Annotated in this window: 14 protein-coding genes; all 14 read right to left on the bottom strand. The window is 67.9% G+C overall.

Features of this window, described 5'->3' with window-relative positions:
- Positions 1 to 12: 12 nt before the first annotated feature.
- Positions 13 to 2,613, bottom strand: coding sequence for a GAP1-N2 domain-containing protein (locus GM1_RS21600; protein WP_008379378.1), 2,601 nt, complete (start codon positions 2,611 to 2,613; stop codon positions 13 to 15).
- Entirely contained in the window at positions 2,610 to 5,018 is a 2,409-nt protein-coding gene (locus GM1_RS12665) for a SaeA-related protein (RefSeq protein ID WP_157435994.1), read from the bottom strand. Before GM1_RS12665 ends, GM1_RS21600 begins: the two co-directional genes overlap by 4 nt.
- 26 nt (positions 5,019 to 5,044) lie before the next feature.
- The gene (locus GM1_RS12660; protein WP_008379375.1) at positions 5,045 to 7,726 is read right to left on the bottom strand and encodes a hypothetical protein; all 2,682 of its coding nucleotides are present in this window, start codon (positions 7,724 to 7,726) and stop codon (positions 5,045 to 5,047) included.
- Positions 7,723 to 11,328 (bottom strand): tubulin-like doman-containing protein, encoded by a 3,606-nt coding sequence (locus GM1_RS12655; RefSeq protein ID WP_008379373.1) that lies wholly within the window; start codon positions 11,326 to 11,328, stop codon positions 7,723 to 7,725. Before GM1_RS12655 ends, GM1_RS12660 begins: the two co-directional genes overlap by 4 nt.
- A gap of 53 nt (positions 11,329 to 11,381) precedes the next feature.
- Positions 11,382 to 14,114: a VWA domain-containing protein gene (locus GM1_RS12650; RefSeq protein ID WP_169332785.1), complete on the bottom strand. Its 2,733-nt coding sequence runs from the start codon at positions 14,112 to 14,114 to the stop codon at positions 11,382 to 11,384.
- A complete protein-coding gene (locus GM1_RS23145; protein ID WP_081604274.1) occupies positions 14,096 to 14,629 on the bottom strand; it encodes a hypothetical protein in 534 nt (177 codons plus the stop codon). Before GM1_RS23145 ends, GM1_RS12650 begins: the two co-directional genes overlap by 19 nt.
- Positions 14,630 to 14,871: 242 nt before the next feature.
- Positions 14,872 to 15,429 (bottom strand): hypothetical protein, encoded by a 558-nt coding sequence (locus GM1_RS12640; RefSeq protein ID WP_008379367.1) that lies wholly within the window; start codon positions 15,427 to 15,429, stop codon positions 14,872 to 14,874.
- An 83-nt stretch (positions 15,430 to 15,512) separates the two neighbouring features.
- Positions 15,513 to 16,826 (bottom strand): TerD family protein, encoded by a 1,314-nt coding sequence (locus GM1_RS12635; RefSeq protein WP_008379365.1) that lies wholly within the window; start codon positions 16,824 to 16,826, stop codon positions 15,513 to 15,515.
- Positions 16,827 to 16,837: 11 nt separating this feature from the next.
- The gene (locus tag GM1_RS12630) at positions 16,838 to 17,731 is read right to left on the bottom strand and encodes a hypothetical protein (RefSeq protein ID WP_008379363.1); all 894 of its coding nucleotides are present in this window, start codon (positions 17,729 to 17,731) and stop codon (positions 16,838 to 16,840) included.
- Positions 17,728 to 20,205, bottom strand: a complete 2,478-nt coding sequence (locus GM1_RS21945) for a phosphoribosyltransferase (RefSeq protein WP_008379362.1) — start codon at positions 20,203 to 20,205, stop codon at positions 17,728 to 17,730. Before GM1_RS21945 ends, GM1_RS12630 begins: the two co-directional genes overlap by 4 nt.
- On the bottom strand, positions 20,202 to 21,410 hold the full coding sequence (locus GM1_RS12620) for an HpcH/HpaI aldolase/citrate lyase family protein (protein WP_008379361.1): 1,209 nt from the start codon (positions 21,408 to 21,410) through the stop codon (positions 20,202 to 20,204). The genes GM1_RS21945 and GM1_RS12620 overlap by 4 nt, the downstream gene beginning before the upstream one ends.
- 31 nt (positions 21,411 to 21,441) lie before the next feature.
- Positions 21,442 to 22,629 carry a hypothetical protein gene (locus GM1_RS12615; protein ID WP_008379360.1) on the bottom strand — a complete coding sequence of 396 codons (1,188 nt, stop codon included), beginning with the start codon at positions 22,627 to 22,629 and terminating at the stop codon, positions 21,442 to 21,444.
- An 88-nt stretch (positions 22,630 to 22,717) separates the two neighbouring features.
- On the bottom strand, positions 22,718 to 23,809 hold the full coding sequence (locus GM1_RS12610; RefSeq protein ID WP_008379358.1) for a DUF475 domain-containing protein: 1,092 nt from the start codon (positions 23,807 to 23,809) through the stop codon (positions 22,718 to 22,720).
- 129 nt (positions 23,810 to 23,938) lie between these two features.
- Entirely contained in the window at positions 23,939 to 24,514 is a 576-nt protein-coding gene (locus tag GM1_RS12605; protein WP_008379356.1) for a TerD family protein, read from the bottom strand.
- Positions 24,515 to 24,744: the final 230 nt, after the last annotated feature.

Below are 24,744 nucleotides of genomic sequence, written 5' to 3'. Positions count from 1 at the left end.
ATTGCTTCTCTCTCAGCGGTTCAGACGACGCTGTACGTCGGCCTCGGGAATGTTGGTGCGAAGCCAGGCAGCGCCCGACTTCCGGTACGTCTGGAAGAACTCCTCAGCTGCTCCGGCGGTGCCGCGCGCCAGGATCGGCCAGCACGCGTCCCGGAGTTCCTCGACGGTCAGCGGGCCGCGGTACGACGTCCGGAGCTGGTCGAGGGCGAGTCGGGCGATCACGGCTTCGCCGTCGACCTTGGTACCGAGTCGGTGCGCCTCGGTCTCGCCGAGGTACGACTTCCCTGCCGTCCAGGCTTCTGTCAGTACCCGAGCGTCCACATAGCGGACGAGCTGGCGGGCTACGGCGCTGTCGCGGCCGGCGTTCTGTGAAAGAAGGCGTGACTCGACAGCGGTGTGCTCGTCCGTCCACGGTCGTCTGAGCTCGCGTATCGCGATCAGGGAGGCATCGAGGAACTCGGCGAGCTCCGGGGCGAACTGCGCCTGAAAGCGTGCCGCCAACGGCAGAGTGGCCTCGAGCATCCACAGCAGATCTGCGGTCGGCGGTAGCGGTGCGTACATGTCTGATGCGAGGAGCCGGACCCTTGCTGCCGCAGCGACATCGCTCATCTCGGCCGAACCACGGGGATCGGCGAGGGAGGTGAGCAAGTTGGTATCGAGGGTGTTGGCGAAGATCGCGCGATAAAGGACGTCGCCGGACATTCGATTCGGGGCCTGCTGAGTCCAACGCGGCACATAGGCACTCATCGACGGTTCCGCGACGAGAAGCTCACGAGTCAACGCTTGGGCGTCGATGTCATTCACATAATTTCGGGGCGCACCGAGGCACATGTCGATGGCGTCCCGCGCTACCTCGCGACGTAGGTTGTCAGTCATCGGGTGCTCAGTGTCGCGGAGGAACGCCAATCCCGCATACGGCAGTACCGCCCGGTCCTGATCAGTCGGATTGGGCGGCGACAGGGGGGACTCGAGTGTCGGCATCGGGACTCCGTACAGGTTCCAGTACCCGGGAATGATCGCGAGCAGATCCGCCGGGTTCGCGCCGGCGAGGCGCGGCAGGACGAGTTGCGCATAGATCGGCACCCGAACGGCAGTGACGGGGACTTCTCGTGGCCAGTACGGACCTTTGCCGACGAGTGTGGGGACAAGGCCGACAGCTGAGCGGTCGATGGCCGCGAGGATGTCGTAGAACTCGTCGATCGACGCGCCCAATCGGCAGATCACCTCGGCGAATACGAGAAGCCACGGTGTCATGCCAGGAGGGTCGAGCCGAAGCTCGGCGCAGAGCTGCGCGATTGCGGCGTCGATCTGCGGTCGGATGGCGCGCAGATCGGCCGAATTCACCTTCGGGATCGACGAGAGATCTACCTGTCGCCAACTGCCGTCCGTGAGCGCAGCGGTGAGGTACGTGACCGCGAGGTCGGCGGTGGGGCGGCCTGCGTCGTAGGAGCGTTGCAGCAGGCCGAGGGAGTCGCGTGCGGACATCGGGTGGTGAATGAGAGCGGCCGCGATCAGCGGTCCCGTCTGCGGATCGTCCATGGCCGACGCCGGGAACCCGGACGCGATGAGACGTTCGGCTTCGCGGGTGAAGTCGACCATGTCGGGGTCGTCCATCTCAGCGAGGACGATCGAGAACCCGACGGCTATCAGCCACGAGGCGGACCGGGCCTCGTCGTGCGGGAACCGGTTGTCGATCTCCTCCTGTCGCCGGAGGACTTCCGAGGCGATGCTCGGATCGAAAAGCACGCCTTCGAGCAGTGATGACACCGTGGTCGCGACGACGGTGCCGCCGCTCGACAGCTGATGTCGGCCGCCGGGCATCGCGAGTCCCGAAGTGTCCTGAGGGGAGACCACCACGGCGCCGGGGATCCCACCGTCGAGTGCTTCCGACGTCGGCACCGCGATGAGGTCGACGCCGTTTGCGACGTCGAGCACCGCTCGCTCGTGGCGGTCGTGGGTGGACCAGGTGAGACGGTGAGCGATCGACTGCGGGAGGAAATGGCTGACCGCCGAGATCCACGCGACCGCCTGCTCGTGGTCGGCGACGCGGAGGACAACCGCCGGTCCGCCGTCGAGGCGACCGAGAACGGCATCCATCAGGATGCGGAACACGGCCTGGCGCTCCATCGATGCGATCACGAAGTCGATCGCGGAGGCGGTGGAGATCGACGGGTTCGGTGCGGGCACCGCCGATGAGAGGGTCGCCGCGGCGATCCCGTCCGGCCCGTACGGCTGCAGCCAACTGGTGGACTTCCACAGCGCGATCGGGCGGTTCTCGCCCGGGGTCGGCGCGCCACGGTCGAGGACGACGTGCGCGAACACGTTGCCGGGCCTGCCCGAACCGTCTCGTCCGGCTTCCACGGTGTGCCACATCGCGACAGATCCGTCGGGCAGGCGTTCCCGCGCGAGGCGCGCGGGACGCTTCGCGAGGTCGTCCCCTGACGGGAAATCGGGGAGACGAGGATCAAGGTCGAACACGGTGACGACGCGGTTGACGAGCGTCTCCTGCTCGGCAGGCGAGAGTGCGCCTGCGATGTCTTTCACCTGCCATCCTCCCCGACCGGCTCCGTTGTCGTAGGAGGTGTACGTGAGCTGTGCGAACCGCTCGGTCATCGCAGCCCCGGATTCGCGGGTGCAGGCAGGTACAACTGATCGATGGGCGGATCCTGCAGGGCGTACCGTGCGGGTTCGTCGGCTCGGGAGTAGACGAACACGCGGACGAACCCGACCGCGCCGGTGAGATCGAGCGTGTAACCGGTCGGAATCGGATGCGTGGACGGGCGGATCTGCGGCACCGTCGCGTGCGGGAGCGGCTGGCGGTTCGGTGCGCCGAATTGCAGGTGCCTGCCGTCCTTCGGGTCCAGGGGGAGTCGCTCCGGGTTGAACACCGCGACAAAAGGCGGAGGTGCGTCGATCACGGCGGGGGCGGCTATCGAGAGGTTCACGATGCGCCGTGCCTGCGGCTGCGGCGGCACGTTCGGATCGATCGGCGGGCCGGCAGGCGTCAGGGCATAACTCATCCGACGGAGCCCCTGATAGGTGAGCTCGGTGATGTCGCCACGCAGTTGGCGGCCGTCGGAGTAGGCGATCGGGACGACACACACGATGCAGCCCTCTGCCTGCAGCGGATGGCGGAGGATCACCGACCCGTCGCGGTGGTACTCGGTCTGGCTGGCCTCGGCGAGCGGCTGCCCCTGGCAGATCTCCTCAGGCGTCATCGGCTCCACACCGACGTGGACCTGAACCGACGACGCGCCTTGCGGCCAGCCGAACACGATGAGCTGGGTGTCGAGCCGTTCGACGATTCGAGGTTCGACGACGGCCGGGATCGGCCGGGTGAACACCTCGGTCCGACCCACCCGGACACGGCCGTTGAACGAGGTGACCGGTGTCAGGTACGCCCGGTCCCAGTCGCTCGGCCAGCGCATGCCGACGATCTGAGCGCGACCGTCGTCAGCAGCCCGGATCGGATCCTTCACCTGGTTGACGATGGTGAGTCCGGCGTGTTCGAGAGCCGACGCGTCGAGGTCCTCGAGGTCGAGGCCCGCCTGCGGAGGCTGGCGTGTCAGGAAGACGTCGACCTTCTGGCCTGTGCTCGGAGCGGTCCAGATGATGTCGAACCGGTCGGGTCCGGTCGACTCGGCAGCCAGATCGCGCACCGGAGTCAGCTTCACGGAGACGAGGACATCGCGCTGCACGACAGGCGACAGGCGGCCTGTCTCCTTCACTTCGACTTCGGCCTTGGCCTGATAGAGGAAGCGGCGGCCGCGGACCGCTGTGTCGTCGACGAAGCCCGTCAGGTTCGCCTCGCCGTCGGCGATCGGCGTCTCACCGCTGTGGCCGTCGTCGAGGGAACGCCGGGTGACGCGGACACATCGTGTGCCCGGTCGTGTCGACCAGCGCCCGATGATCCGGCCCTCCTCTTCGAACAACTCGAAGTCGTCGACGGGGCTGACCGCTTCGCCTGTGGCCCAGAGGATCGGCTGGTTCCGTCGGGCGTCGTCTCTGTCGCGTCCGACGTGGCACCACACCTGGTAGTACCGCGCGGCGCTCGTCAGGAAGCGTGGGTCGACGAACTGCAGGGCGTCGTCGGCGGCGAGCAGGTCGCCCGCCTCCGGTTTGTACGGGGACGAGTCGTCGCCGGACACGAGGCGGTACAGCACGGTCTGGCCGGGAATCTCGGGGGTGAACGGCTCCCAGGAGAGTTCGGTCGACGTGGCCGTCTGCTCGATGCGGATCGGGTTGTCACGGTTGTCCATCCCGAACGCGTACTCGACGAAATCTGCGTGCGAGACGCCGGGACCGGCCGGTGCGATCGGTGCGGCCGGCGCCGTGGTGAGAACCGGTGCGGAGGTCTGGGCAGTCGCCACCGCGTGCACGGGTGCGGCAACGGGAACCTCCGGAACGGGTGCGACCTCGGACGGCGAACTGCCGGTCGGCGGATCGGCCGGTGCCGCGTGGCGCGGGGTGTGCACCGGTTCGACGGGTTCGGGCAGCTCACTCACCGGCGCGAACCGGGCTATGACTGCGGCGATGTCTCCCGCCAGTTCGGATGCGGGTCCGATCAGCGCACTGGCGATCTCTGCTTCGCTCGTGCGATTGAACTTGACGATGTTGCGCAACGTGATGTCGCGGATCGACTCGGCGCCTGCGACGCCCAACGCCATCTGCTCGGTGCGCCACGCGATGAGCGCCTCCACCGCGAGCGGTCGCCAGTCTGCGGCAACTGCCGGTTCCGGTTCGACGGCGGGCGTTTCGACGTTCGGCGGGGCGACGGGCTCGCCTGTCATCGATGCGGGTGCGTTGACGGCGGACGACGGCATCAGTGCGATTGCCGCGTCCACCATCACGCCGAGGGCGATCTGATCGAGGAGACGTCGGACCTGGGAGAACCACGCCGCTTCGCTGACTCCGTCGGGAGCCCACCCGTCGGGGTCGGCTCGGAACTCGTTGATCCGGGTCGGCGTCGGAGCCGGGGTGTTCGTCGAACCGACAGCGTCGATGAGACGGTCGATCATGTCAGAACTGATCGTGCCTGCTGTCATCAGAACGTGAACCCGTCGCTCAGGCCCGGGGTTCGGAACTCAGATGGCTTGTCCTGATCGTCGGACGAGGTCGACGTCCAACCGTTGTCCGGCGCCTGGATCGGTGCGGCCGACCACGACGACTGCTGTGCGCCGCCCGCATGCTTGATGCGGTCGATGGTGAATCCGTCCGAGAGCTGCGTGGCGACGCATACGATCCCGATACCGGTGCGGGTGGGGGAACGACGATCCACCAGCACTTCACCGACACCGGATGAGCGCGCGACGTCGGTCAGCACGTCGCCGGAGAACGACCCGGACGGCGTGGCCGCCCGGTCGAGGCCCGCAAGGAACTCGTTGATGGGCTGCGCTTGGCCGCCCACCACCTGGACGGTGCCGACGAGTCCGCCGATGAGGTCGGTCCGACGGGTGTTGAGCAGGGTGAGCGCCTCGTCCCAGACGCGATCCGCGCCGGTGGAGGTGACCCGACCGAAATACACGTCGCTCGACCACCGGTCGAGCCCCGACGAGGTGCCCGCACCGCGGTCCCGCCACAGTGTGGAGCGGCCTGCCGACCGATCGGCGCCGGGCAGGAGGGTCCCGGTCGCGGCGATGAAGTCTTCCCACGGCTCGGTGAGCCAACTGGGGTGATACAGATCGCGACGCAGGTCGGCCGCCGTGCGGTCGATGCTCTCGTCCGACGGCTGCGCGACACCGACCGCGGTCGACATCGGCATTCCCCACGACACAGCGAGCGGCGTCGACGTGGTGTGCCCGTCGGGTCCGAGCGGCGACTCCAAGAAACTGCCGACTGCACGGCTCCACGACAGGAACTGGCCGTAGGCCTGCGACAGGCGACGCAGGTCGGCGAACGCCGACTGCAGGTTCTGATCGTCGACGGCGCGGTCGCTGAGGACTTTGCGCCGCTGGTGAAGGAGAGCGAACAGTTGGCGTTGCGACCTGATGAAGGCGATGCACAGGGAGACGAGCAGCACCACGAGTGAACCGAGGACCACCAACACGGGAATCCACCAGCGCACACGATCGCTGGCGCCGAGCCAGATGTACACGCCCGACAGCACCAGCCATGCCAGCACCAGCACCTGTGTCCACCGCGCCAGCGTGAGACGGCCCTCGCCGGGATCGGGCGGCGTCACCGCGGTGCGGAAACGTTCCAGCAGGTGCTGGAACTCCGACAGCGCTTCGGTGAACGCCGAGGCCAACGCAGAACCGACGGCCGATCCGTAGCTTGGGGCGTTCCGCGAGGCCCACGAGTTCAGTTCACCGAGGGTGCTGCCCGCCTGCAGTCCGAGGTCGGGACTGGATTGCAGCTCGGTGAGACGAGCACGGAGGTCACCGATGCCGAGGGGATCGGTGGCGTCCACGCTGCCGGTCCGAACGGCCGCGGCCACTCCGCCGTTGCTGATGACGAATCGCTCGCGTGGGCCGGGAACGATCGAGCTGGAGCTGGTGACGACACCGCGCGCCGCGCCGACCGGAATCGGGTTCAAACCCTTGCCCGCGCCGCGGCTGCCCGCGTCCGCGAGGGTGAAGGCCCCACCGGTGTAGTCCTGCCACAGTCCGCCGAGGTCGTCGCCCGCGTGTTGGATCAGGTCGGGACGGCCGATGAGTCCGGACAGCTGCTCGGTCGCCGCGCCGATGTCGGCCCATCCGGCGCGGGTGCCGTCGGCGTGCCTTCCTCGGACCACCACCTCGTAGGCGGCGGGGGCGTCGGTGAACACGGCGTTCTGCACGCTGATCGCGATGCGGCCGGAGATGTTGTCGACAAGACCGCGGTACCAGGAGGCGGGTGCGTTCTTGAGGCTCGCCCATAGGAAGCCGAAGAACATCTTGATCGCCGCCCAGGCGCCGATCTTCTCCGCGGCGTGCGCCTCGTACGGCATGCGCGGACCCTTCAGAACGCCGGGATTGGCACGCCACAGCGCCTGCGCCATTGTCGACGCCGCCAGTGCGGGATCCTGCACGGGGACCACCTGCACGTGCAGATCAGTGGGGATCGGCAGGTTGCCGTCTTGCGCGAGGATCTCCGATCGCAGACGGGTCTCGACCTCGTCGGTCCGGAGCCTGCGGTAGTACGTGCGGGCGAGACGAACGACTGACCCGGGGAGGATGTACTCGCCGTCGAGGCCGGTCTCGTCGACACCGGTCCACAGGCCCGTCAGACCCGCGACGACGGGTGCCGCGTAACGCGCTGTGTCGGCGATACCGGGGCGTTCGGGAGTCGCGATCCGGCCGAAACCGGGACCGCGGGAGTCCTCCGGTGCCACCACGATGTTGTGCCAGCCCTCGATGACCAGCGACTCGACGTGCGACGGTGCGCCGTCCGAGCCGACAAGCAGGCACTGGAGACGCACGACGTCGGCTGCACCGGTTGCGCTGACCAGGGCCTGGGCTGCGGCGACCTCACCGAGGACATCGATCGGCTGGGAGTCGGACGTCGCAGGCGTCAGCAGGCACAGTCGGAGTGCGCCCACCCGACGATCGCTGACGAACCGCTGCAGGGTGACTCCCCGCGACGTCCCTGAGTCGACAACGGTGACCTCGGTGATGGGAGTGCCGGGAGTGTAGCGGGCCCAGACGAACTCATCGACGAGTCCGGCCGCGGTCAAGTCGGCGAGGCCGGAGACGACGCCGTCGGCGATGCCGCCCGGCGACACCAGCACTGTCAGTGTGTCGGTCACAGGAGGCCCTCCAGCCCGTCGACGGGACGCGGTGCGTCCCAGGTCTGCTGCTGCGCATTCGGGACGATCGGGCCGGATGCGGTGATCGGGCGATGAGCCTGATCAACTGCCAGATCGAGCAGGGCGACGATCTGCTGCGTCGCCCAGACCACGTCGGGGGCGAGGTCGCGGAAGATCGGCGTCGCCGACGCCTGGGCGCGGCTGGTGATGTCGGCGAACGTGCCGCCGCCCGGTGCGGGCGGCAGCCCGTCCTCGATGCCCGCGCCCGTCGCCATGAAGTTGGTCGACGCGAAGCCGCGGTACGCCTCCAGGTACTTGCGGAGTTCGGCCGCACGGTCCTCGATGGAGACGCCGGGACCGGTGTTCTTCAGTCCGGGGGCTACACCGGTGGAGCTCTCGCCGGTGCGCAGCCATTCGGCGATGTTCGCGACTGCCGACAGGTGAGCGCGGTTGTTGATCGGTGTCGGCTCAAGTGGTCCGGCGTCGAAGATCTGACGCAGCGCGCGGTACGGATGCATCGATTCCATGACCGGGGGTTGGTGCGCGGACGCGATCGCCAGCAACGACGATTCGAGGACGGCAGGCAGCCAGTCGAATTCGCCGTGGTGCTTGCCCTGCGGGGTCAGCAGCGGATGCGGGAACGAGACCCATCTGGTCTGGGACTTGTCCCACACCTGCACGGCGCGGTCGAACAACGGCGGCTCAGGCATCCGGATGAAGCCGAGCGCCCGGCCGAGGAGCCAACCGGCCACCATCGCGCGGCGTTCCGCAGCAGGCATCGGGAGGCTCGCCGCGAGCGGACGGGTCCGGCGGTACCGCCAGAACGAGTCGCGTTCCTTCGGCGACGCAGACAGCCACTGCTTGGAGGCCGGCTGACCGACCGACTCGTACACCAGCGGTGAGTAGTTCGGGAAGTTGCCGAAAATGTCGATGCGCTTGATGCCGCTCTCGTCGGTGAGAGCCGACGTGAACGCGTTGACCGTCTCGATGCCGACGTGCTGGGTGCCCGTCAGCTCGCTGCGAAGGGTGTCGGCGACCACCAGGTGCTGGAACGGGACGGCCGAGAACTTGAACGTGTACTCGAGGTCCGCGTTGTTGTGCATGATCTTCAACGCGTTGAGGTTCACGCTCGCCAACGGCCGGGCGAGCTGCACGGCCTGGGCGAAGCGCCCGATCAGGTCGTGCTGACGGCGCGCGAGTTCCGACTCGGGCACGCCCTGATCGACACTGCCCGAACGGCCCGTCACGTAGTCCTGCAGCGACTGCGAGACGTAACGGTCGAACGACCGGCCGGGACGTCCCACGAACTGGCGCGAGCGCGACAAGAGTTCGGACGGTCGGACGTGGACGTCGAACCTGGCCGGACTGCCGTTTATGGTCTCGCCGGTCTCCGGGTTTCGCGGGAACGCGCGGGACGACCACGGCCCGAGCCGTTCGACTGTCGGGAGGACCGCGCCGGGCGGCTGCGTGCCGCTGACGGTCTCCCACCAGCCGGTCACCACCTCGCGGATCGCGATCCGGCGCCCCGTCTCGAAGGCCTGGGCACCGAGACCCTGATCGACCGACGCCGGGAGGTCGGCCTGGTACTGACCCTGGAAGTTGTCGGAACTCGTCAGCATCACTTCGTTGTCCGCCTCGGAGAAGCGGTCCGCGACGCGGGCGTCGGTGTCGGCGGGCCACGCCGCGTACTCGTCGGTCCGGAGGTCGGCGAGGGCGACATGTGCACGCTGGCGGTCGGCGGCGTCCCGCAGCACGGTCTGCGCCTCGTCGAGCGCTGCGATCAGGGGATCGAAGAGCTCGCTGACAGACGCACCCGCGAAGTCGGAGATGTTGTGGGCGAGTGCGGCGTAGATGTGGCCGGTGAGGGCGGCGCTCACACTGTCGAGGACCTGCTCGGTGAGAGCTGCGGGATTGTTCACCGCTCCCTTCAGTGACGCCATCGTGCGGGCCAGCTCGGGTGACGGTTCCGCGACGTCCGTCGGTACGAAGCTGGTCAGCTGCTGCGCGCCGGGCAGGATGGCCTGCATGGTGCGCGAGGCGCGCTTGACCAGTCCGGACGCGTACGGCAGGCCGATCTCGGCGACGGCCTCGGTCGTGATCTGCTGCAGCGCGCCGTCGAAGCGTCCCGCCCACGAGAACGCGACACCGTAGGCGGCTTCGGATGCGGCCCGGAGGAGTTGGTCGCGCTGTTCGGCGAGCACACGGCTCACCGAGCCGGCCCACTGCTGACCGTTCACGCCGGGCGTCTGGTCGATGCGCGGCCGCACGATGCTGTTGACGATCGCGCGCGCCCGGGCGTTCACCTGATCCTGGGGCAGGACGGTGGACCACACCCACGAGCCGACACCGCTCTGGAGGCCCTGACTGTCGGGAAGGCCGAGGCGCGCGCAGATGTTGCTCCACTGCACGTCGAGACGGCCGGACACCTGCTCTTCCGCCGACGCCGGATCGTTGGGGTTCAGGTGGCCCGACAGCAGGAGGTCTGCGCTGCTGCGGGCCAGTCGCTGCGCGGCGTACTCGGCGTACCGGTCGCGGCCCATGCTGATGCTGGCGTACCCGAAGGCGCCCCACGGGACGTTGTCGGAGTTGTCGGCGCCCCACGCGAGGAACTCCGGTGCGGCTTCGAGATGACGCCCGTTGCCGAGGTCGTATGCCACGAAGTCTTGCATCGCGCTGCCCGACTGGATGAGTGCTGCCAGACCACGTCCGAGCCCGCGGTAGACGCTGCCCTGGGAACCGTCGCCGAACAGAGTTCGTTCGTTGCCGACGTGCGCGCCGACCGGGAAAACGCGCTTGAACGGGGTGACCGAACCCGCGCCGTTCTGGTGGCCGAGCGCCCGCATGATCGTGACGTCGTGCGCGCGGGCCGCACCGGTCTGGCTGGCGATGATCTCGCCGAGCATCGCGAGGGCGTTGGGGCGGGTGCCCGAGAACGACGGATGGTTCTCGTCGCCGAAGATGTCTGGCGTCACCATGAAGACGCCCATCAGGTCGGGGTTCACGCCGGGGATGAGAGTGAGGATGCGGCAGACGTCCAACGCCATCGATGCGCCTGCGCCGCCCGCCATCGACGACACGACGAGGACGATCGGATCGTCACCGGGATCGAAGCCGCCCGCGCCGGGCAGCGACAACGCACGCATCTCCGGGTTGGTCTGCGAGTCGTACAGCTGTCCCCACGCGCGCTGCAGGTCGGCGTACACCTTGTTGATCCGGCTCAGCGTGATCGCGCGGCCGATCGCACGGTACTGACCTGCACCGACGCTGATCGGTACCGTCACCGACTCCGGGTTGCGCGGCGCCCACGTCGCGAACTCCGCGAGGGCGCCCGACGCGACGAGTCCCTGCGAGAGGCCGCTGTCGAGCACCGAGTACGAGTCGCCCTGTGGGCCGACGCCGCTGTAGACGCCGCCCATCTCGGGCACCGACTTCACGTTCTTGCCCTCGTCGGGCGAGATCGGCACGTCGACGTGCACGAACTGCCAGCCCGCCGGGATCTTGTCGATGCCGTGATCGGCGAGATCGGACAGCAGCTGATCCATCATGTACGAGAGCGTCGCGCCGCCGGATCCACCGCAGCCGACGATCAGAAGCTTGCGCATCGTTGTCGATTCCTCACATGGGTTCTAGGTAGTTGAGTCGAGTGCGGAACGTGTCACGGACCGAACGGGTTCCCGCCGGCAGGCCGGTTCGGGCCGGGACCGAACGGGTTGTTCCCGGGTCCGTTCGTCGGGGGCGTGCTCGTGCCCGGTCCGAACGGGTTCTGCGCGCCGGGTGCGCCGCCGGACGACGGGCCGAACGGGTTTGATGCACCGCCGGTCGGACCGTACGGATTCCCTCCGCCGGATGGCCCGAACGGATTGGGCGCGGCAGGTGCGGCGTCCGACGGACCACCTGGGTCCGGCGAAGCGGGTGACGCCTGACGCAGTTTTGTCACGTTCCGCGGTGCGTAGTCGCGGACTTCTCCGACCAGACGGTCGATCTCGGGGCGGCCGGCGTCGCCGCCGACCAGGAGGACGATCGTCGCGACGTCTTCCGGACCCGACGGATCGTGGAACAGCGCCCAGTTGTTGTGGATCGCGAGCGGCAACAGCGCGTCCGGCGTCTTGCCCGTCGACGAACCTTCGCGCCCCGCGGCACCGGCCATGCCGGGGATCGATGCGACCACCTGGCCTGCGCCGAACGGCGACCAACCGACACGCGTCCGCAAGCTGAGGGCCCCGACGTCGATGCTGCGAGTCGAGTTGCCGTTGCTCGGGACCAGACCGACCAACTCGGTGTCACTGACACCGAACGGCTGATTCCCGCGAACCACGGCGCCGCCGACGATACGCACGGGGATCTGTTCCACTCGGAGCGCACGCGCCGGGATGCGCGCGGTGAGCCATTTCAGGAAGTACAGGAGCAGCAGCGGGATCAGCGGGCCGAGGATCAGGGCCGCGATCAGCGCCCCGATGAATGTGCTCGTGTTGAGCGGCTTGCTCAGTTCACCCGTGAAGGGAATCGTGATCGCGACCGGTTCGCCGTCACCCTTCGGCGCAGCCATCACGACGAGGTCGCCGCCGACGATGCCGTTCACCGACTCCGACGACGCCAGAGTCACCGTCAACTCGCCCGTCTGGCCGTCGGCGAGCTTCAGGCAGCCGGATTGCGCGGAGTGATCGGACTCGACCGTGACGTCGGTCCCGTCCGGCGACGCGGTGACCGCCGTGTCGTCCTGCTTGAGCCAGACGCAACCCGGACCGGTGACCTTGATGGTCGCGGTGGTCGAGCCTGCACCTTCGATCGTGTCGAACGAGATCGAGTCGGCGACCGTCGGGTAACCGGCAGGTGCCTTGATGGAGATCGGGATGTCGGCGCGGACCGGGGACAGCTCGGTCTCGCGGACCTTGCCGGTGCCCTTCTCCTTGGCCTTGAGGGTGACGTTCAGCGACAGTCGCAGCGTGGCCTGGCCTGGCGTCGCACCGGAGAGGTTCACTGTCTGCGGCTTGCCGATCGTGGCCTTGTCCAGGTTCTTGGCGATCGGGATCGTCTTCCCGTCGCGGGTCCCGAGCTCGGCCCCGAGCTGGAAGTCGTCAGGCAGTTTGTCGTTGCTGAGAGGCTTCCCGTCCTTGCCGTTGATCGTGAACGTGACTGTCTCGTCGGTTGTTCCGGCGTGCAGTGACACGGAAGCCGCGTCGGCCAACGCAGGCTTGAGTCCACCGGTGATGTGGATGCTCGAACGGGTCTGCGCGTCGGCTTCGGTGTCGGCGACGAACACGAGAGCCCAGACTCCGCTCCACGACGGTCCGGTGGAGCCCGTCATCGCGATCGACGTCGACCGCGCTGACGGGAAGCTGTAGTCGATGGTGACACCGCCGACCTTCTCGGTCTTCGGAGTTCGCGGGTCGAGGCGCGTCTGCGCGCCGTCCGGCGACACGAGAACCGGAACCAGGCCTTCCCGTCCTGCGTCGGCGAGCACGCTCACGCTGTCGACGGAGTCGTCCAGCACAAAATGGTGTTTGCCCTCATCGCAGACTGTCTTGACACAGGCTGCGCGTTCGGACGGCGCCCGATTGTCGCCGGGTGCGCCGAGGCGGTCGAACGCGAAGAGGAGATCGTCGATGTTCTTCGCTTCGAAGAACTGCCCCTTGCTCGAGCGGTCGCCGGTGCCGCAGTCGGCGCCGCCGATCGCGATGCTGCGCAGCAGGGTGAAGTCGGGCGACTCGCCGGTTGTGGCGCCGGAGAGCCCGATCGCCACGTTGACGATGCCCGCGGCGGCGAGCTGGTCCGCGATTCCACCCTTGCGGCAGATCTCGGTACTCGCGGCGTTGATGCGCGACTCGCGGTCGTCGGTGAGGAAGTCGAGCTCGCCGTCGGTGAACCAGGCGATCATCTTGCAGTCGCCGCGCTGTGCGCCCAGTGCGCCGCGTGCGCCTTCGAGTGCTGCCTGGTAGTCCGTGGCGGTGCCGTCCTGACGTGATGTGGTGTCGGTGATCGCCGTGTTGACGGAGTCGAGTGAACCAGCGTCCAGTCGGGTCCAGTCGAGAGACGACTGATAGGTGTCGGAGAAGCCGGCGACGGCGACTTCGACGGCGTTTCCGGTGCTGCTCGAATACGACACGAGTTGCTTCGCGAGCAGCTTCGCCGCTGTGCCGCGGGCGTTGGCGGCGTCGGACTCGGCGAGGCTGCGCGACTGGTCGACGAGCAGCAGCACCCGCCCGGAGCCGGACGCGGTGACGCACGCTCCGAATGTGTCGAGGCCGGTCCCCGCGGGGTCCTCGGCCCGTGCGGCGGGTGCCGGGACCAGTGAGAGCGCTGCGAGGAGGAAGGCCGCGGCGAGCACGACGATTCGCACTGCGCTTCGGGTGGAGGTGTGCAGGTGCGGCATCAACGGTGTCCGATCCACATGGCGAAGCTCACGGAGCCGACGACGACTCCGATCGCGATGATGAGCATGGTGACGGCGTAGGCGAGCGACAGCCAGTCGGGCCGCAGGTAGATCGCGGCCGAGCGTCGGACGGTGTCACGCGAGGTGAACAGGGCGAGCACACCGATCGCGATCGGTCCGGCCAGTGCCCAGCCGACGATGCTCAGCGGGGATCCCCAGAACACTCCGCCGAACACCGTGCCGACTACGGCCAGGACTGCTGCGGCGATCAAGAGACCCGTCGGTGGACCGACGGGGTCGAGGGGTCCGCTGCTTGCCGACGATGGTGCGGGGCTGTTCGGTGGAGGACCCGCGGGCACACCTGTTGACGGTCCGAACGGATTGTCGCCGCTCGACGGCGGACCGTACGGACCGGGCCGGCCGCCGGGCGCCTGCCCCGGGGGTGGACCGAAGCCGGGATACGCAGGTCCCGGACTCGGAGGTCCGCCGGCGGGGCGGCCTGTTCCCGGGCCGAACGGGTTCGAAGGTGACACGGAAGAATCGTGGCACACGCCACTGACACTTTTACGGTGAGTACCGCATCCGTCGGTTATCCGGACTACAGCGTGTTCTTCGTGTAGTAGACAGTAAAACCGCTGGTGACGTACGGTTGGCGCCGATCAGAGAGTCCCACGAGATGACCGTGCACGTTGGTCGGTCGGGCCGCTGGGGTGGGTGCAGCACCCAGAATTCATCTGTTTGTCGGACCGATGAGCCGATGCCGGCCGCTGGGCAGTCAGGCGGCGGCTTCGGCTTTGGCCTTCGCGCGCCGCTTCCCGAGCAGATAGAAGTCGACGGCGAGGCCGATGACAATGCCGATGATCAGCCCGATGAGAGTCGCGCCGCGGAAGCCCATGCCGTCGTAGTCGAGGGCGAGACGTCCGGATTCCGCGCCGCTCCCATTGCCGATGACCACGCTGAGGGTCAGCAGGTTGGGGACGGTCGATGCCAGAGCGAGCACCAACAGCGTCCACGACACGATGTTCCGGTAGCGGCCGATCGTCACGTACGCGAAGTACAGCAGGATCAGCGTCACCGCGGAGCCGAGCAGCCCGTATCCGAGACCGTAGAGCGAACCGCGGGTGAAGCTCCCTCCGACGTCGGCAGCGATCTCACGACCCCACCACTGAGGAAGGAAGCGCTGCAATATCAGGTACCCCGCGACCAACAGCACGACGATGCTCACACCGATGATCGCCTTGGTGCGTCCGGAGATCTCGGGCAGCTTCGATGTGAGTCCGCCCAGTCGCGACTGTGTGGACTCCGGTGTGGTTTCGGGAAGCTCGTCGGTCATGCGACAACTCTTCCACAAATGCTCGAGTTCGGCTTCCCTCCGCCGGTTGTGACCACATACGTGACACAACTGGCGGACAGAGGTCAGGCGAGGTAGGGCATCACGTGCGGGATCGCTTTGTTGGCGGTCTTGGCGTTGAAGCCCTCGCCGACGGCGCGGAGCTGCCATTCGCCGTTGATCCGCGACATGACGGCCATGCACACGCCGGTGAACGGCATACCGCCTGCAAGCGTGTAGCGCGCGAGCTCGGCGTTGGTCATCTGGTCGATGAGTCGGCAGTACGCGTTCTGGACCTCGGCGAAGGTCTGCCCTCGGTAGGAGGTGACGATGAACGCCAGACGGTCCACGTGCGGCGGGATCGCCGACAGGTCCACCGAGATCACCTCGTCGTCGCCCGCGCCCTCACCAGTCAGGTTGTCGCCGGAATGGACGATCGACTGGTTCTTCGACCGGAGGTTGCCGAAGTACACGCTTTCGACGCAGTTGCCCTGCGAGAACAGCAGGACCGACGCGTCGAGGTCGATGTCGCCGCCGCCTCCGCCACCGCCGAAGAAGCCGCGTTTCCCGGTCTGCACCGGATCCCAGCCGAGGCCCATCCACACCTGGGTCAGCGGAACGCCGCCGTCCTTCTTCAGCGACACCTTCTGGCCCTTGACCAGCGAGACGGGCCGGTCCTTCGAGAGGCTGATCGGTGCCTGCCCCTGCGGAGGAGCAGGGGGCTGGGCCGGTGCGCCGTACTGAGGCTGGGCGGGAGTGCCATACGCCGGGGCCACAGGTGCGTGGTTCTGCTGCGGTGCGGGCGGCGCGTAACTCGGCGGTGCGGGCGGCGGCGTGTAGTTCTGCTGGGGCGGCGGGTTGTATGCCGGCGGGGCCGCAGTGACGGGCGGCGAGGGGGGAGCAGCCTGGGCCGGGGCGTCGTCGACTGCGACGCCGTGGTCGCGGACCAGGTCGGCGAAACCGCCCGCGTAGCCCTGACCCACCGCGCGGACCTTCCACTGCCCGTTGCGCTGGTACACCTCTGCCGCGATGACGACCGACTCGGCGGTCAGACCGTCGACGACGTAGTCGAACAGCGGGGCGCCCGCGGCGTCGAACACGCGGGTCACCGGCGGTGCGAACTGTCCGAAGCTGCGGGTGGTGTCGTCCAGGGTGATCACGGCGCGGATCGCAGCGATGTCCGACGGGATGCCGGCGGTCGAGATGTGCAGGCGCCCGTCGCGAAGCTGAACGCCGGGTCCCGCAGGCTGGTTGAAGAACACGAAGTCGGCGTCGTTGCGCACCTTGCCCGCCTCGGTGACGAGAAGTGCCGACAAGTCGGCGGCCGCAGCCACGTCGACGGACACGACGACGTCCCCGGTCGGGAGCGCCGCATTCTGGCCCTTGGTGAGTGAAGACATCGGATTACCTCTTACTTCTCGGCGAGAGCCGGTCGGAGCGGATGGGGCGCTGACGCTGGGTGATGTGCGTGGTCGACGAACCAGTCGAGGATCTCCTCGCCTGCCTCGATACCGGCCGACGCTGTCACGGTGAGTCCCGGCCGGGTCCAGCCGGAGTCGTGGAGCTCGCCGTGGGCCGGACGGATGGCATGGTCGGCGTACTCGAGCAGGTCGGCGTCGAGCTGGCCGTCGCCTGCCGCGAACAGTGGCGCGTCCGGCGTGAGGACACCGTCGTCGACGAGCCTGCGTCGGACCTCGGCGACGGCGGCGGACTTGGTCACGCCGTCGGGCATCGCGTAGATCTTGCGGCCCTGCTGCGACACCGACCAACCCCGGGGAGTGCACCATGCCCGCCAGTCGTCGACGAAGTCGGAGGGCTGCCGGTCCAAGTCGACCACGAGGTAGGCGAACAGATCGTCGGCGATACGCGTCGACGACACCCACGACTCGTCGATTCTCGTCTGGAGGTCGGCGTGCAATTCAGCGACGGGCGCCGACGTCGTCGCGATCCGCGCCTCCAACGCTGAGCGCCAGTCCTCGTCGTTCTCGCCGTCGCGAACGATCCGGCCGCCGTTGCTCACCACGGCGTACGCGAACGGACCGCCCGGAAGGGTGATGCGCTCGAACTGCTCACGTGTGCGAGTGGTCGTCGGGACCACAGGAGTCGACGCGGCCAGCGCGGTCAGCTTCGTCACGGCGCCGGGGGTCATGAACGACAACGGCGCGGCGTTGTAGATCTCCACGCACACGGGTTCCTCGACCGCGCTCGGAGATCCGGACCGCTCTTCGAGCGCGGTCGAGAAGCCCGACGCCGCACGGGAGAAGATCATCGTGCGGTCGAGGTCGGTGGCGATGAGGGCGTTCACACGGACTCCTTGATCAGACCGACGCAGGAGTACGCGAGATCGGGCACCACGTCGACCGGCACGCCGCGTTCTGCGGCGAGGAGACGGATGTGCTGGTGATCGGGAAGGTCGGCGTCGCGCACCAGGATTCGCCACGGCACCCGGCGCAGGAGCACTCGGGTGGTCTCGCCGATGCCGGGCTTCACGAAGTTGATCGACGACAGTCCGTACCGCCGCTGCATCTCCTCGACTGATGACCAGCCCTCCCAGGTGGGAGTCCGGTCGGTGCCCCGCAGGGCTGCTGCGTCGGCGCGCGCCTGATCGAGGACTGCGTCGAACTCGGCGGTGACTGCGTCGAGGAAGCGGTTCGACACGTCGTGCGGCATCAGATCGCGATAGAACTTGGCGCCGTGAAAATCGCCCGGACCGATCAGGTCGTCGTTGAGCACAGTGCGCGACACGAGTCCGGACACCGTCGAGTTGAGGCAGGCCGAGGCGATCAGGAAGTCGTCGCGCGTGCCGTACAGGCGTGTGCACGATCCGGGATCGGCGAGCACGGCGAGTTCGTCGTCGAAGTGCGCACCCCCGCCGTCCTCGTACACCCGCAGGGCCGCGGTGAGTTCCTTCGCGATCGCGCCCTTGCCTGTCCATCCGTCGACGAACACCACCGACGCGGGGTCATGACGTTCGGCGATGTAGTCCAAGGCCACGGCGTCGATGCCACGACCACGCACGATCGAGACGCTGTAGTGCGCAGGCTGAGAACGGCGGGTCGCGCGAATCCACCGCGCGATCAGCGTTCCGACGGGGGTTCCGGCACGGGCGAGGGAGACAAGCGTCGGACTAGAGGAGCGTTCGGCCAGGATCAGTTCGGCGACTGTTCCGACGGCGAGCGCCAGTCGACGGGCCGACGACGTGAGTGTCGCGTCGAACAGTTCGAGGTACGCCGCGCCGGGCTGGAACTCGACGGGCAACGACTCCGCGTAGTGCGCGACACCCGCCTGGATGCGGCGCTCCCGCTCGGCGACGTCTCCTTCGAGCGAGTACTCGGACAGGTCCTTGAGCAGCCACGCGACCTCACTCGGCGAGTAGGACCCGAAGTCGGGCGCGCGCAGCGGGCCGCCTGTCGGTTCGATGCGTCGAGCGTCTGCGGTCCGTGAACGGGACAGACGTGCGGGGTCGGTCGCGGGCACCGTCAGCACGACGACGCGATGCCCGGCTGCCGACAGGACGTCGAGCAGTCCACCGTCCGCACGCAACGCGGCGGTGTCGGCGGGGTCGTCGATCACCAGCAGGACCGACGGGATGTCGTCTGAGCCGGGTTCGGCGACGTTGTACAGGTATCGGATGTCGGCGGCGGGGCGCTTCGACTCGCTTCGCTCGCTCAACGAGCAGTGAGAAGCGTGGGTGCTTGGCGAGCAGTTGTGGAGGTTCGACTCGCTCGATGTGTGGGAGGGGTCGAGTGGCGTTTCGGGAGCAGGGAAGGCGAAGCCGCGACGAAGGGGGTATCCGTCCTGGTCGCGGACGTGGGCGGGTGATCGGGACGTGGTCTGGAAACGCGTGTCGACACCGTGCGAGCCGAGTCGCTCCGCGATGCACAGGGGCAGATACATCAGCTCTTCGTGCCCGACGACGGTCACCTGGTCATCCGCGGCGAACACGTCGGACAGTCCGGCGACGACATCGTCGACGGCCCGATGGAACGGGGCGGTGTCGGCGGCGAGGAAACCGTGCCTGCCGCCGTCCGGGACGGCCGCGGGCCAACCCGCGGTGAAGAACGTGACGTCTCCGCGGGTCGGCGCCGTCGGGTTGAGGTCGGGCGCGTCGAGGGCCACCACCCGCTCGGTCATCCCGTCGGGCAGACGAATGGCGCCGTCGGCGAGCGCGGTGAAGTCGATCGTGACGCCGAGGCGAGTCGCGGCGGCGTCGCACTCGGCGCGGTGTCCGTCGTCGCGCATGTCTACGAGCGACGCGACGAGATAACGCTGGTGCGGGTGGAGACCGTGCAGCGCCTCGATCGCCTCGACTGCGGTGCGCCCGGTGCTGATCTCGTCGTCGACGAGCACCACGGGGACGGACGGATCGGTGTCGAGGAAATCGGCGTCGGTCGGCTGCAGCAGGTGAGTCGTCGCGTGGGAGTGGCCCTCCTCGAAGGAGCCGTGCACCGCCGCACCGTCGACGGCACGGCGCGTGGAGTGCAGGTAGCGGGCCGCCCCGATGCGCTCGGCGACGCAGTGTCCGAGCCCGGTCGCGGTCTCGGCGAATCCGAGGACCGTCGCGGTGGATGTCTCGTCGCCGAGGATCCCGGTGACGGCGTCGCCGAGATCGTTCGCCGCACCGCGTACCCGCGACGGCGGGGTCGGGATGTGCTTGCCGAGCACCGTCGACACCAGCAGGTGCGCGCGTTTCGGGTTGCGGCGCAACCCCAGTTCGACGAGGTCGTCGACGCCGGAGACGTGTGCATCGAAGGCGTCGGTCACCCAGGAGGGGGTCATCGGTCACCAGCCCATTCGGTGAGAAGGTCGACGAAGCTGATGTCGCGGCGGGTGACGCCGAAGACGTGCGCCCGGTTCATCACCCCGAGCGCCCAGTTGCGGTGCGGTTTCAGCTCGTTCATCTTGTTGCCGTACGCGGAGGCCTGAGCACCGCCGCCGTCGCGGTCGAGGATGTCGAGGGCGTCGGAGTACTCCTCGTCGGTGACTGTCGAGAGCGAGTGCACGGCGCCGACGTGGACGGGATGGATCACCGTCTTGCCGGTGATGCCGTTGGCGCGGTCGAGGGCGATCTCCCGGAGCAGGCCGTCCAGGTCGCGGCTCACCAGCTGTTGCCGGAAGTAGACGGCGTCGTGCTCACGGAACGGCGTGTGCCGCAGCGTCGGCGCGAACATGCGCTCGTGGTTCGCGAAGTACTCCCACACCGGGCCGGTGATCACGAAGCCGGTACCGTCGCTGCGTCCGAGCATGTTGACGATGCCTGCGACGGCGTCGGCGGCGACGCGGACGTCGTAGATGGTGACGTCTCGGTCGCGGCGGATGCCGAACAGGCCGCAGATGTCGGTGGCGCCGATGCGGACGGCGAGGACGCGTTCGCGGTGGCGATTGAGGACTTCGCGGATGGCGGTCAGTTCGGCGTCGCGCGTCTCGCGGTGCACGATGCGCGGCGTCTCGAGGACGGGCATCACGTAGAGGGGGCGGGCCCAGTCGGCGGACACCGCGGCGATGGTGTCGAGAGCCGCGGCGCCCGATTCGGCTTCGAACTTCGGGATCACGAAGCCCGCAAGGCAGTGGCCGGGGACGAGACCCGCGGTGATGGTCTCGATGTGATCCGTGGTCCGGACACGGACGAACAGCAGTAGGCGATCCCAGTTGTCGTGGGCGAAATCGGCGAGGGTTGCAATGGTGCGCTCGACGGCGGTCGCCTCATCTTCATCGGCGACGGCGTCTTCGAGGTCGATGACCATCGACGTGACCCCGGATTCGGCGCGACGTCGGATGACCGAGGTCAGGTCGTCGCGGGTGGCGGGCACGTAGAGGGTGGCGCCGAGGGCGATGGCGAGATGGTCGATCGGGGAGTGCAGGTCGACTGTCTGCGGGCGGTGCAGGAACAGGCGGTCGAGCTGCTCGTCGGACAGCTGGGGGAACTGCGTGATCCCCCCGGTGGCGGCGAGATCGACGGAGTCAACGGCGATGTCGGCGGACATGGGCTGCTCCTTTCGTTCGGTAGGTGTGTCGTCAGGCGCGCGAGACGTGATCGCGCATCCGTCCGATGATGTCGGTGACGCGGGCGTCGACGGCCCGCAGTTCGGAGAGGTAGAACCAGTAGTCGGGGTGGATGCGTTCGAGGACCGCTGCGGCGCGGTCGACTCGGTCGTTCTGGGCGTCGAGCACCGAGCCCCACTCGCGGACCTGGTGATTGTCGACGGCGAAGTTCTGGGCGTCCCGGATCCGGAAGCGGACGCGGGATGCGGCGACCGTCGGATCGGCGCGGACGTCTCGAAGGTCCGACAGCCTGTCGACGACGCGGTCGAGCTGTTCGTCCGCGTCCGCCAGGTGGGCCCTGGCCTGTTCGGTGGCGGCTCGTGCCTCATCGGGTGCGTGGCCGAGGAGGACTCGTGCCCGGTCGAGTCGTTCGTCCGCGTTCTGCAGGTGGTGTCGGACGTCTTCGGGGACGTCGACGAGGTCAATGGAGCATTCAGAACTGAAGTCCCGCAGCAGTTGTGACATCACTGCGGGCAGTCCGTCGAGTTTCGTCTCGACGGCCTGCCTGCGAGTGGCGAGCGACCGCATGGTCTTCTCGGTCTCGGCGGTGAGGCCGGGTGCCCGATCGAGGAGATCGATGACGCGGTGCGCGGCTTCGACGACGAGGTCTGCCGCACGTTGGCGCTCGGTGAGGCCCGTCGCCGCTTCGAACCCGGTGAGGTCTTGTGCGAGAGCGTCGGCCGCGGTTCGCACCGATGTCAGGTGAGCATGCTCGACCGGTGCCTGGTCGAGCGCGGTGAGCGCCTGGTTGGCCGCCACTCGGGCCTGCTGTTCGGCTTGGGCGGCACCGTTGATCGCGGCTCGCCCGGCTTGCAGACCCGACGCCTGCCACGCCGCGTAGCGACCGAGCCATTCCGTGGTCTCGACGAACGCCCGAGTGCACTGCTCCACGTTCGCCGGAGTGGCCTCGGGAGAGTCGTCGGCCGAGATCACCAAGTAACGGGAGATCACCTGGTCGTAGCGGTCTCGTGCGCCGTCCCATTCGGCGGTCGCGATGGAACCGGGCGCCACCGCCTGCGCGGCTTGTACGGCGCTCGCCATGTCTCCCATCGCCCGTTCGCAGGCGAAGAAGGCGTCGGTCAGAGCCGCGAGCTGCGCAGGCGTGGCGCGATCGCTCTGCGATCGCCTGCCGAACAGGCCCCGGCGCGGATTGGTGGGCACGATTCGATCGTATCCAGTCAGCGACGGGCGGCCTGGTCGGCAGACATTCGCATGATCGACCCGGTGCTCGTGTCGATCGTCATCAGCGCTACTCCTTCGAGTCGACGAGTGCGGCGTCGTCGGCAGGCTCGTCGGTCTCCTTGCGGCGACGGATGATGCTGCTGATCATCGCGGCGCCGATCAACGCGACGCCGACCAGGCCGGTGACGACCTCGGGGACCGGTGTGCCGATCGAGTACATGAGGATGAACGCGAGTGCGCCGATCGCCCAGTGGGCGCCGTGCTCGAGGTAGACGTACTCCGACAGGGTGCCCTGGCGGACCAGGTACACGGTCAGCGAACGGACGAACAGTGCGCCGATGAGGCCGAGACCGAGGGCGATGATGATCGGGTCCGCGGTGATGGCGAACGCGCCGATCACACCGTCGAACGAGAAGCTGGCGTCGAGCACTTCGAGGTACAGGAACAGGAAGAAGCCGGCTTTGCCGGTGGCCTTCGCCAGGTCGGACGGACCGGTCGACGGTTCGTCGCCCTCCTCTTCGACATTGAACAGTTCACCGAGGCCGTTGACCAGGATGTACGAGATCATGCCGAGGGTTCCGGCGATCATGACCGTCGCACCTTCGCCCTCGTGAGCGATGAACGTCGCGGTGATCACGAGGATTGCTGCGGCGATGACGACGGCGAGCTGATCGAGCTTTCCGATGCGGATCAGCGGCTTCTCCAGCCACGACAACCAGGTGATCTCCTTGTCGTCGAAGATGAAGCCGAGGAACAGCATCAGCAGGAACATGCCGCCGAACGACGCGATCTGCGGGTGCGCCGCGGTGATCAGCGATTCGTAGCTGTCGGCGTTCGGGTCCGTCGGAGGGTTGAGCGCTAGGTCGAACGCCTGCACCGGGTTGAGTCCGGCGGTGATCCACACGATGGCCAGCGGGAACAGGATCCGCATGCCGAACACGGCGATCACGATGCCGACGGTGAGGAAGATCTTCTGCCAGAACTCGCTCATCCGGCGGAGGACGGTGGCGTTGATGACGGCGTTGTCGAAGGAGAGCGACACTTCGAGGATGCCGAGGATGACCGTCAGCAGGAGGGCTTCGGGCCCGCCGTAGACGAATGCGACGACGAGCGCCGCGATGGAGATCACGAACGAGAGTCCGAAGATGCGGAGAATCACGTGGGTGTCGGCCTTTTCTTTCGTGGACGGCGCGACATCATCGAAGTCGACAGCTCGTCGTACGTGGCGCGACGCACCGACGAGCAGTAGGCCCGTCGGTGCGTCGTTGCTGTTGCGGCGGTGAGGGGATCAGACGTTGACGCCGAAGTCGCGGGCGATGCCCGCGAGACCCGATGCGTAGCCCTGGCCGATTGCGCGGAACTTCCAGTCGGCGCCGTTGCGGTACAGCTCACCGAAGACCATCGCGGTCTCGGTCGACGCGTCCTCGGACAGGTCGTAGCGGGCGATCTCCGAGCCGTTGGCGCGGTTGACGACGCGGATGAACGCGTTGCGGACCTGGCCGAACGACTGGCTGCGTGCGTCCGCGTCGTAGATCGAGACGGGGAACACGATGGAGCCGATCTCCGGCGGGACGCCTGCGAGGTCGACGTTGATGACCTCGTCGTCGCCGTCACCGTCGCCGGTGGTGTTGTCGCCGGTGTGCTCGATCGAGCCGTCGGGCGAGCGCAGGTTGTTGAAGAAGATGAAGTGCTGGTCCGACACGGCCTTCTTGTCGGCGTTCAGCGCGATGGCGCTGCCGTCGAGGTCGAAGTCGGTGCCGGTGGTGGAACGGACGTCCCAGCCGAGGCCGATGGAGACGGCGGTCAGGCCGGGGGCCTCCTTGGTGAGGGAGACGTTGCCGCCCTTGGTCAAGCTCACACCCATGTGCAGTGCCTTTCATTCTCGCCGAGCGTCCGCTCGATGGTCGGTGCCTGGTCCGAAGGAGGCCGGGCTTGTTCGTCAGCTTATGTGTGTTTTGTGTTCCGGGGGCGGACGACGTCGATCGTGCAAACGAAGTCTGGCCCCGACGACACGGTGATCGTGCCACGACGTGCCCCACAACTTAGCCTGTAATCCGCTATGCGGCATCAGGGAGATTCCTGATGTCGTCGGTT

The sequence above is a fragment of the Gordonia malaquae NBRC 108250 genome (assembly GCF_000344135.1).
Lineage (GTDB): Bacteria > Actinomycetota > Actinomycetes > Mycobacteriales > Mycobacteriaceae > Gordonia > Gordonia malaquae.
Note: the sequence above shows the minus strand (reverse complement) of the source record. Positions and strands in the feature narration are given on the sequence as shown.

What these genes read in the sequence shown, in the direction of transcription:
- GM1_RS21600 (WP_008379378.1), bottom strand. Translation starts at nt 2,613, where the DNA reads ATGACCGAGCGGTTCGCACAGCTCACGTACACCTCCTACGACAACGGA.
- GM1_RS12665 (WP_157435994.1), bottom strand. Translation starts at nt 5,018, where the DNA reads ATGATCGACCGTCTCATCGACGCTGTCGGTTCGACGAACACCCCGGCT.
- GM1_RS12655 (WP_008379373.1), bottom strand. Translation starts at nt 11,328, where the DNA reads ATGCGCAAGCTTCTGATCGTCGGCTGCGGTGGATCCGGCGGCGCGACG.
- GM1_RS12640 (WP_008379367.1), bottom strand. Translation starts at nt 15,429, where the DNA reads ATGACCGACGAGCTTCCCGAAACCACACCGGAGTCCACACAGTCGCGA.
- GM1_RS12635 (WP_008379365.1), bottom strand. Translation starts at nt 16,826, where the DNA reads ATGTCTTCACTCACCAAGGGCCAGAATGCGGCGCTCCCGACCGGGGAC.
- GM1_RS21945 (WP_008379362.1), bottom strand. Translation starts at nt 20,205, where the DNA reads ATGACCCCCTCCTGGGTGACCGACGCCTTCGATGCACACGTCTCCGGC.
- GM1_RS12620 (WP_008379361.1), bottom strand. Translation starts at nt 21,410, where the DNA reads ATGTCCGCCGACATCGCCGTTGACTCCGTCGATCTCGCCGCCACCGGG.
- GM1_RS12605 (WP_008379356.1), bottom strand. Translation starts at nt 24,514, where the DNA reads ATGGGTGTGAGCTTGACCAAGGGCGGCAACGTCTCCCTCACCAAGGAG.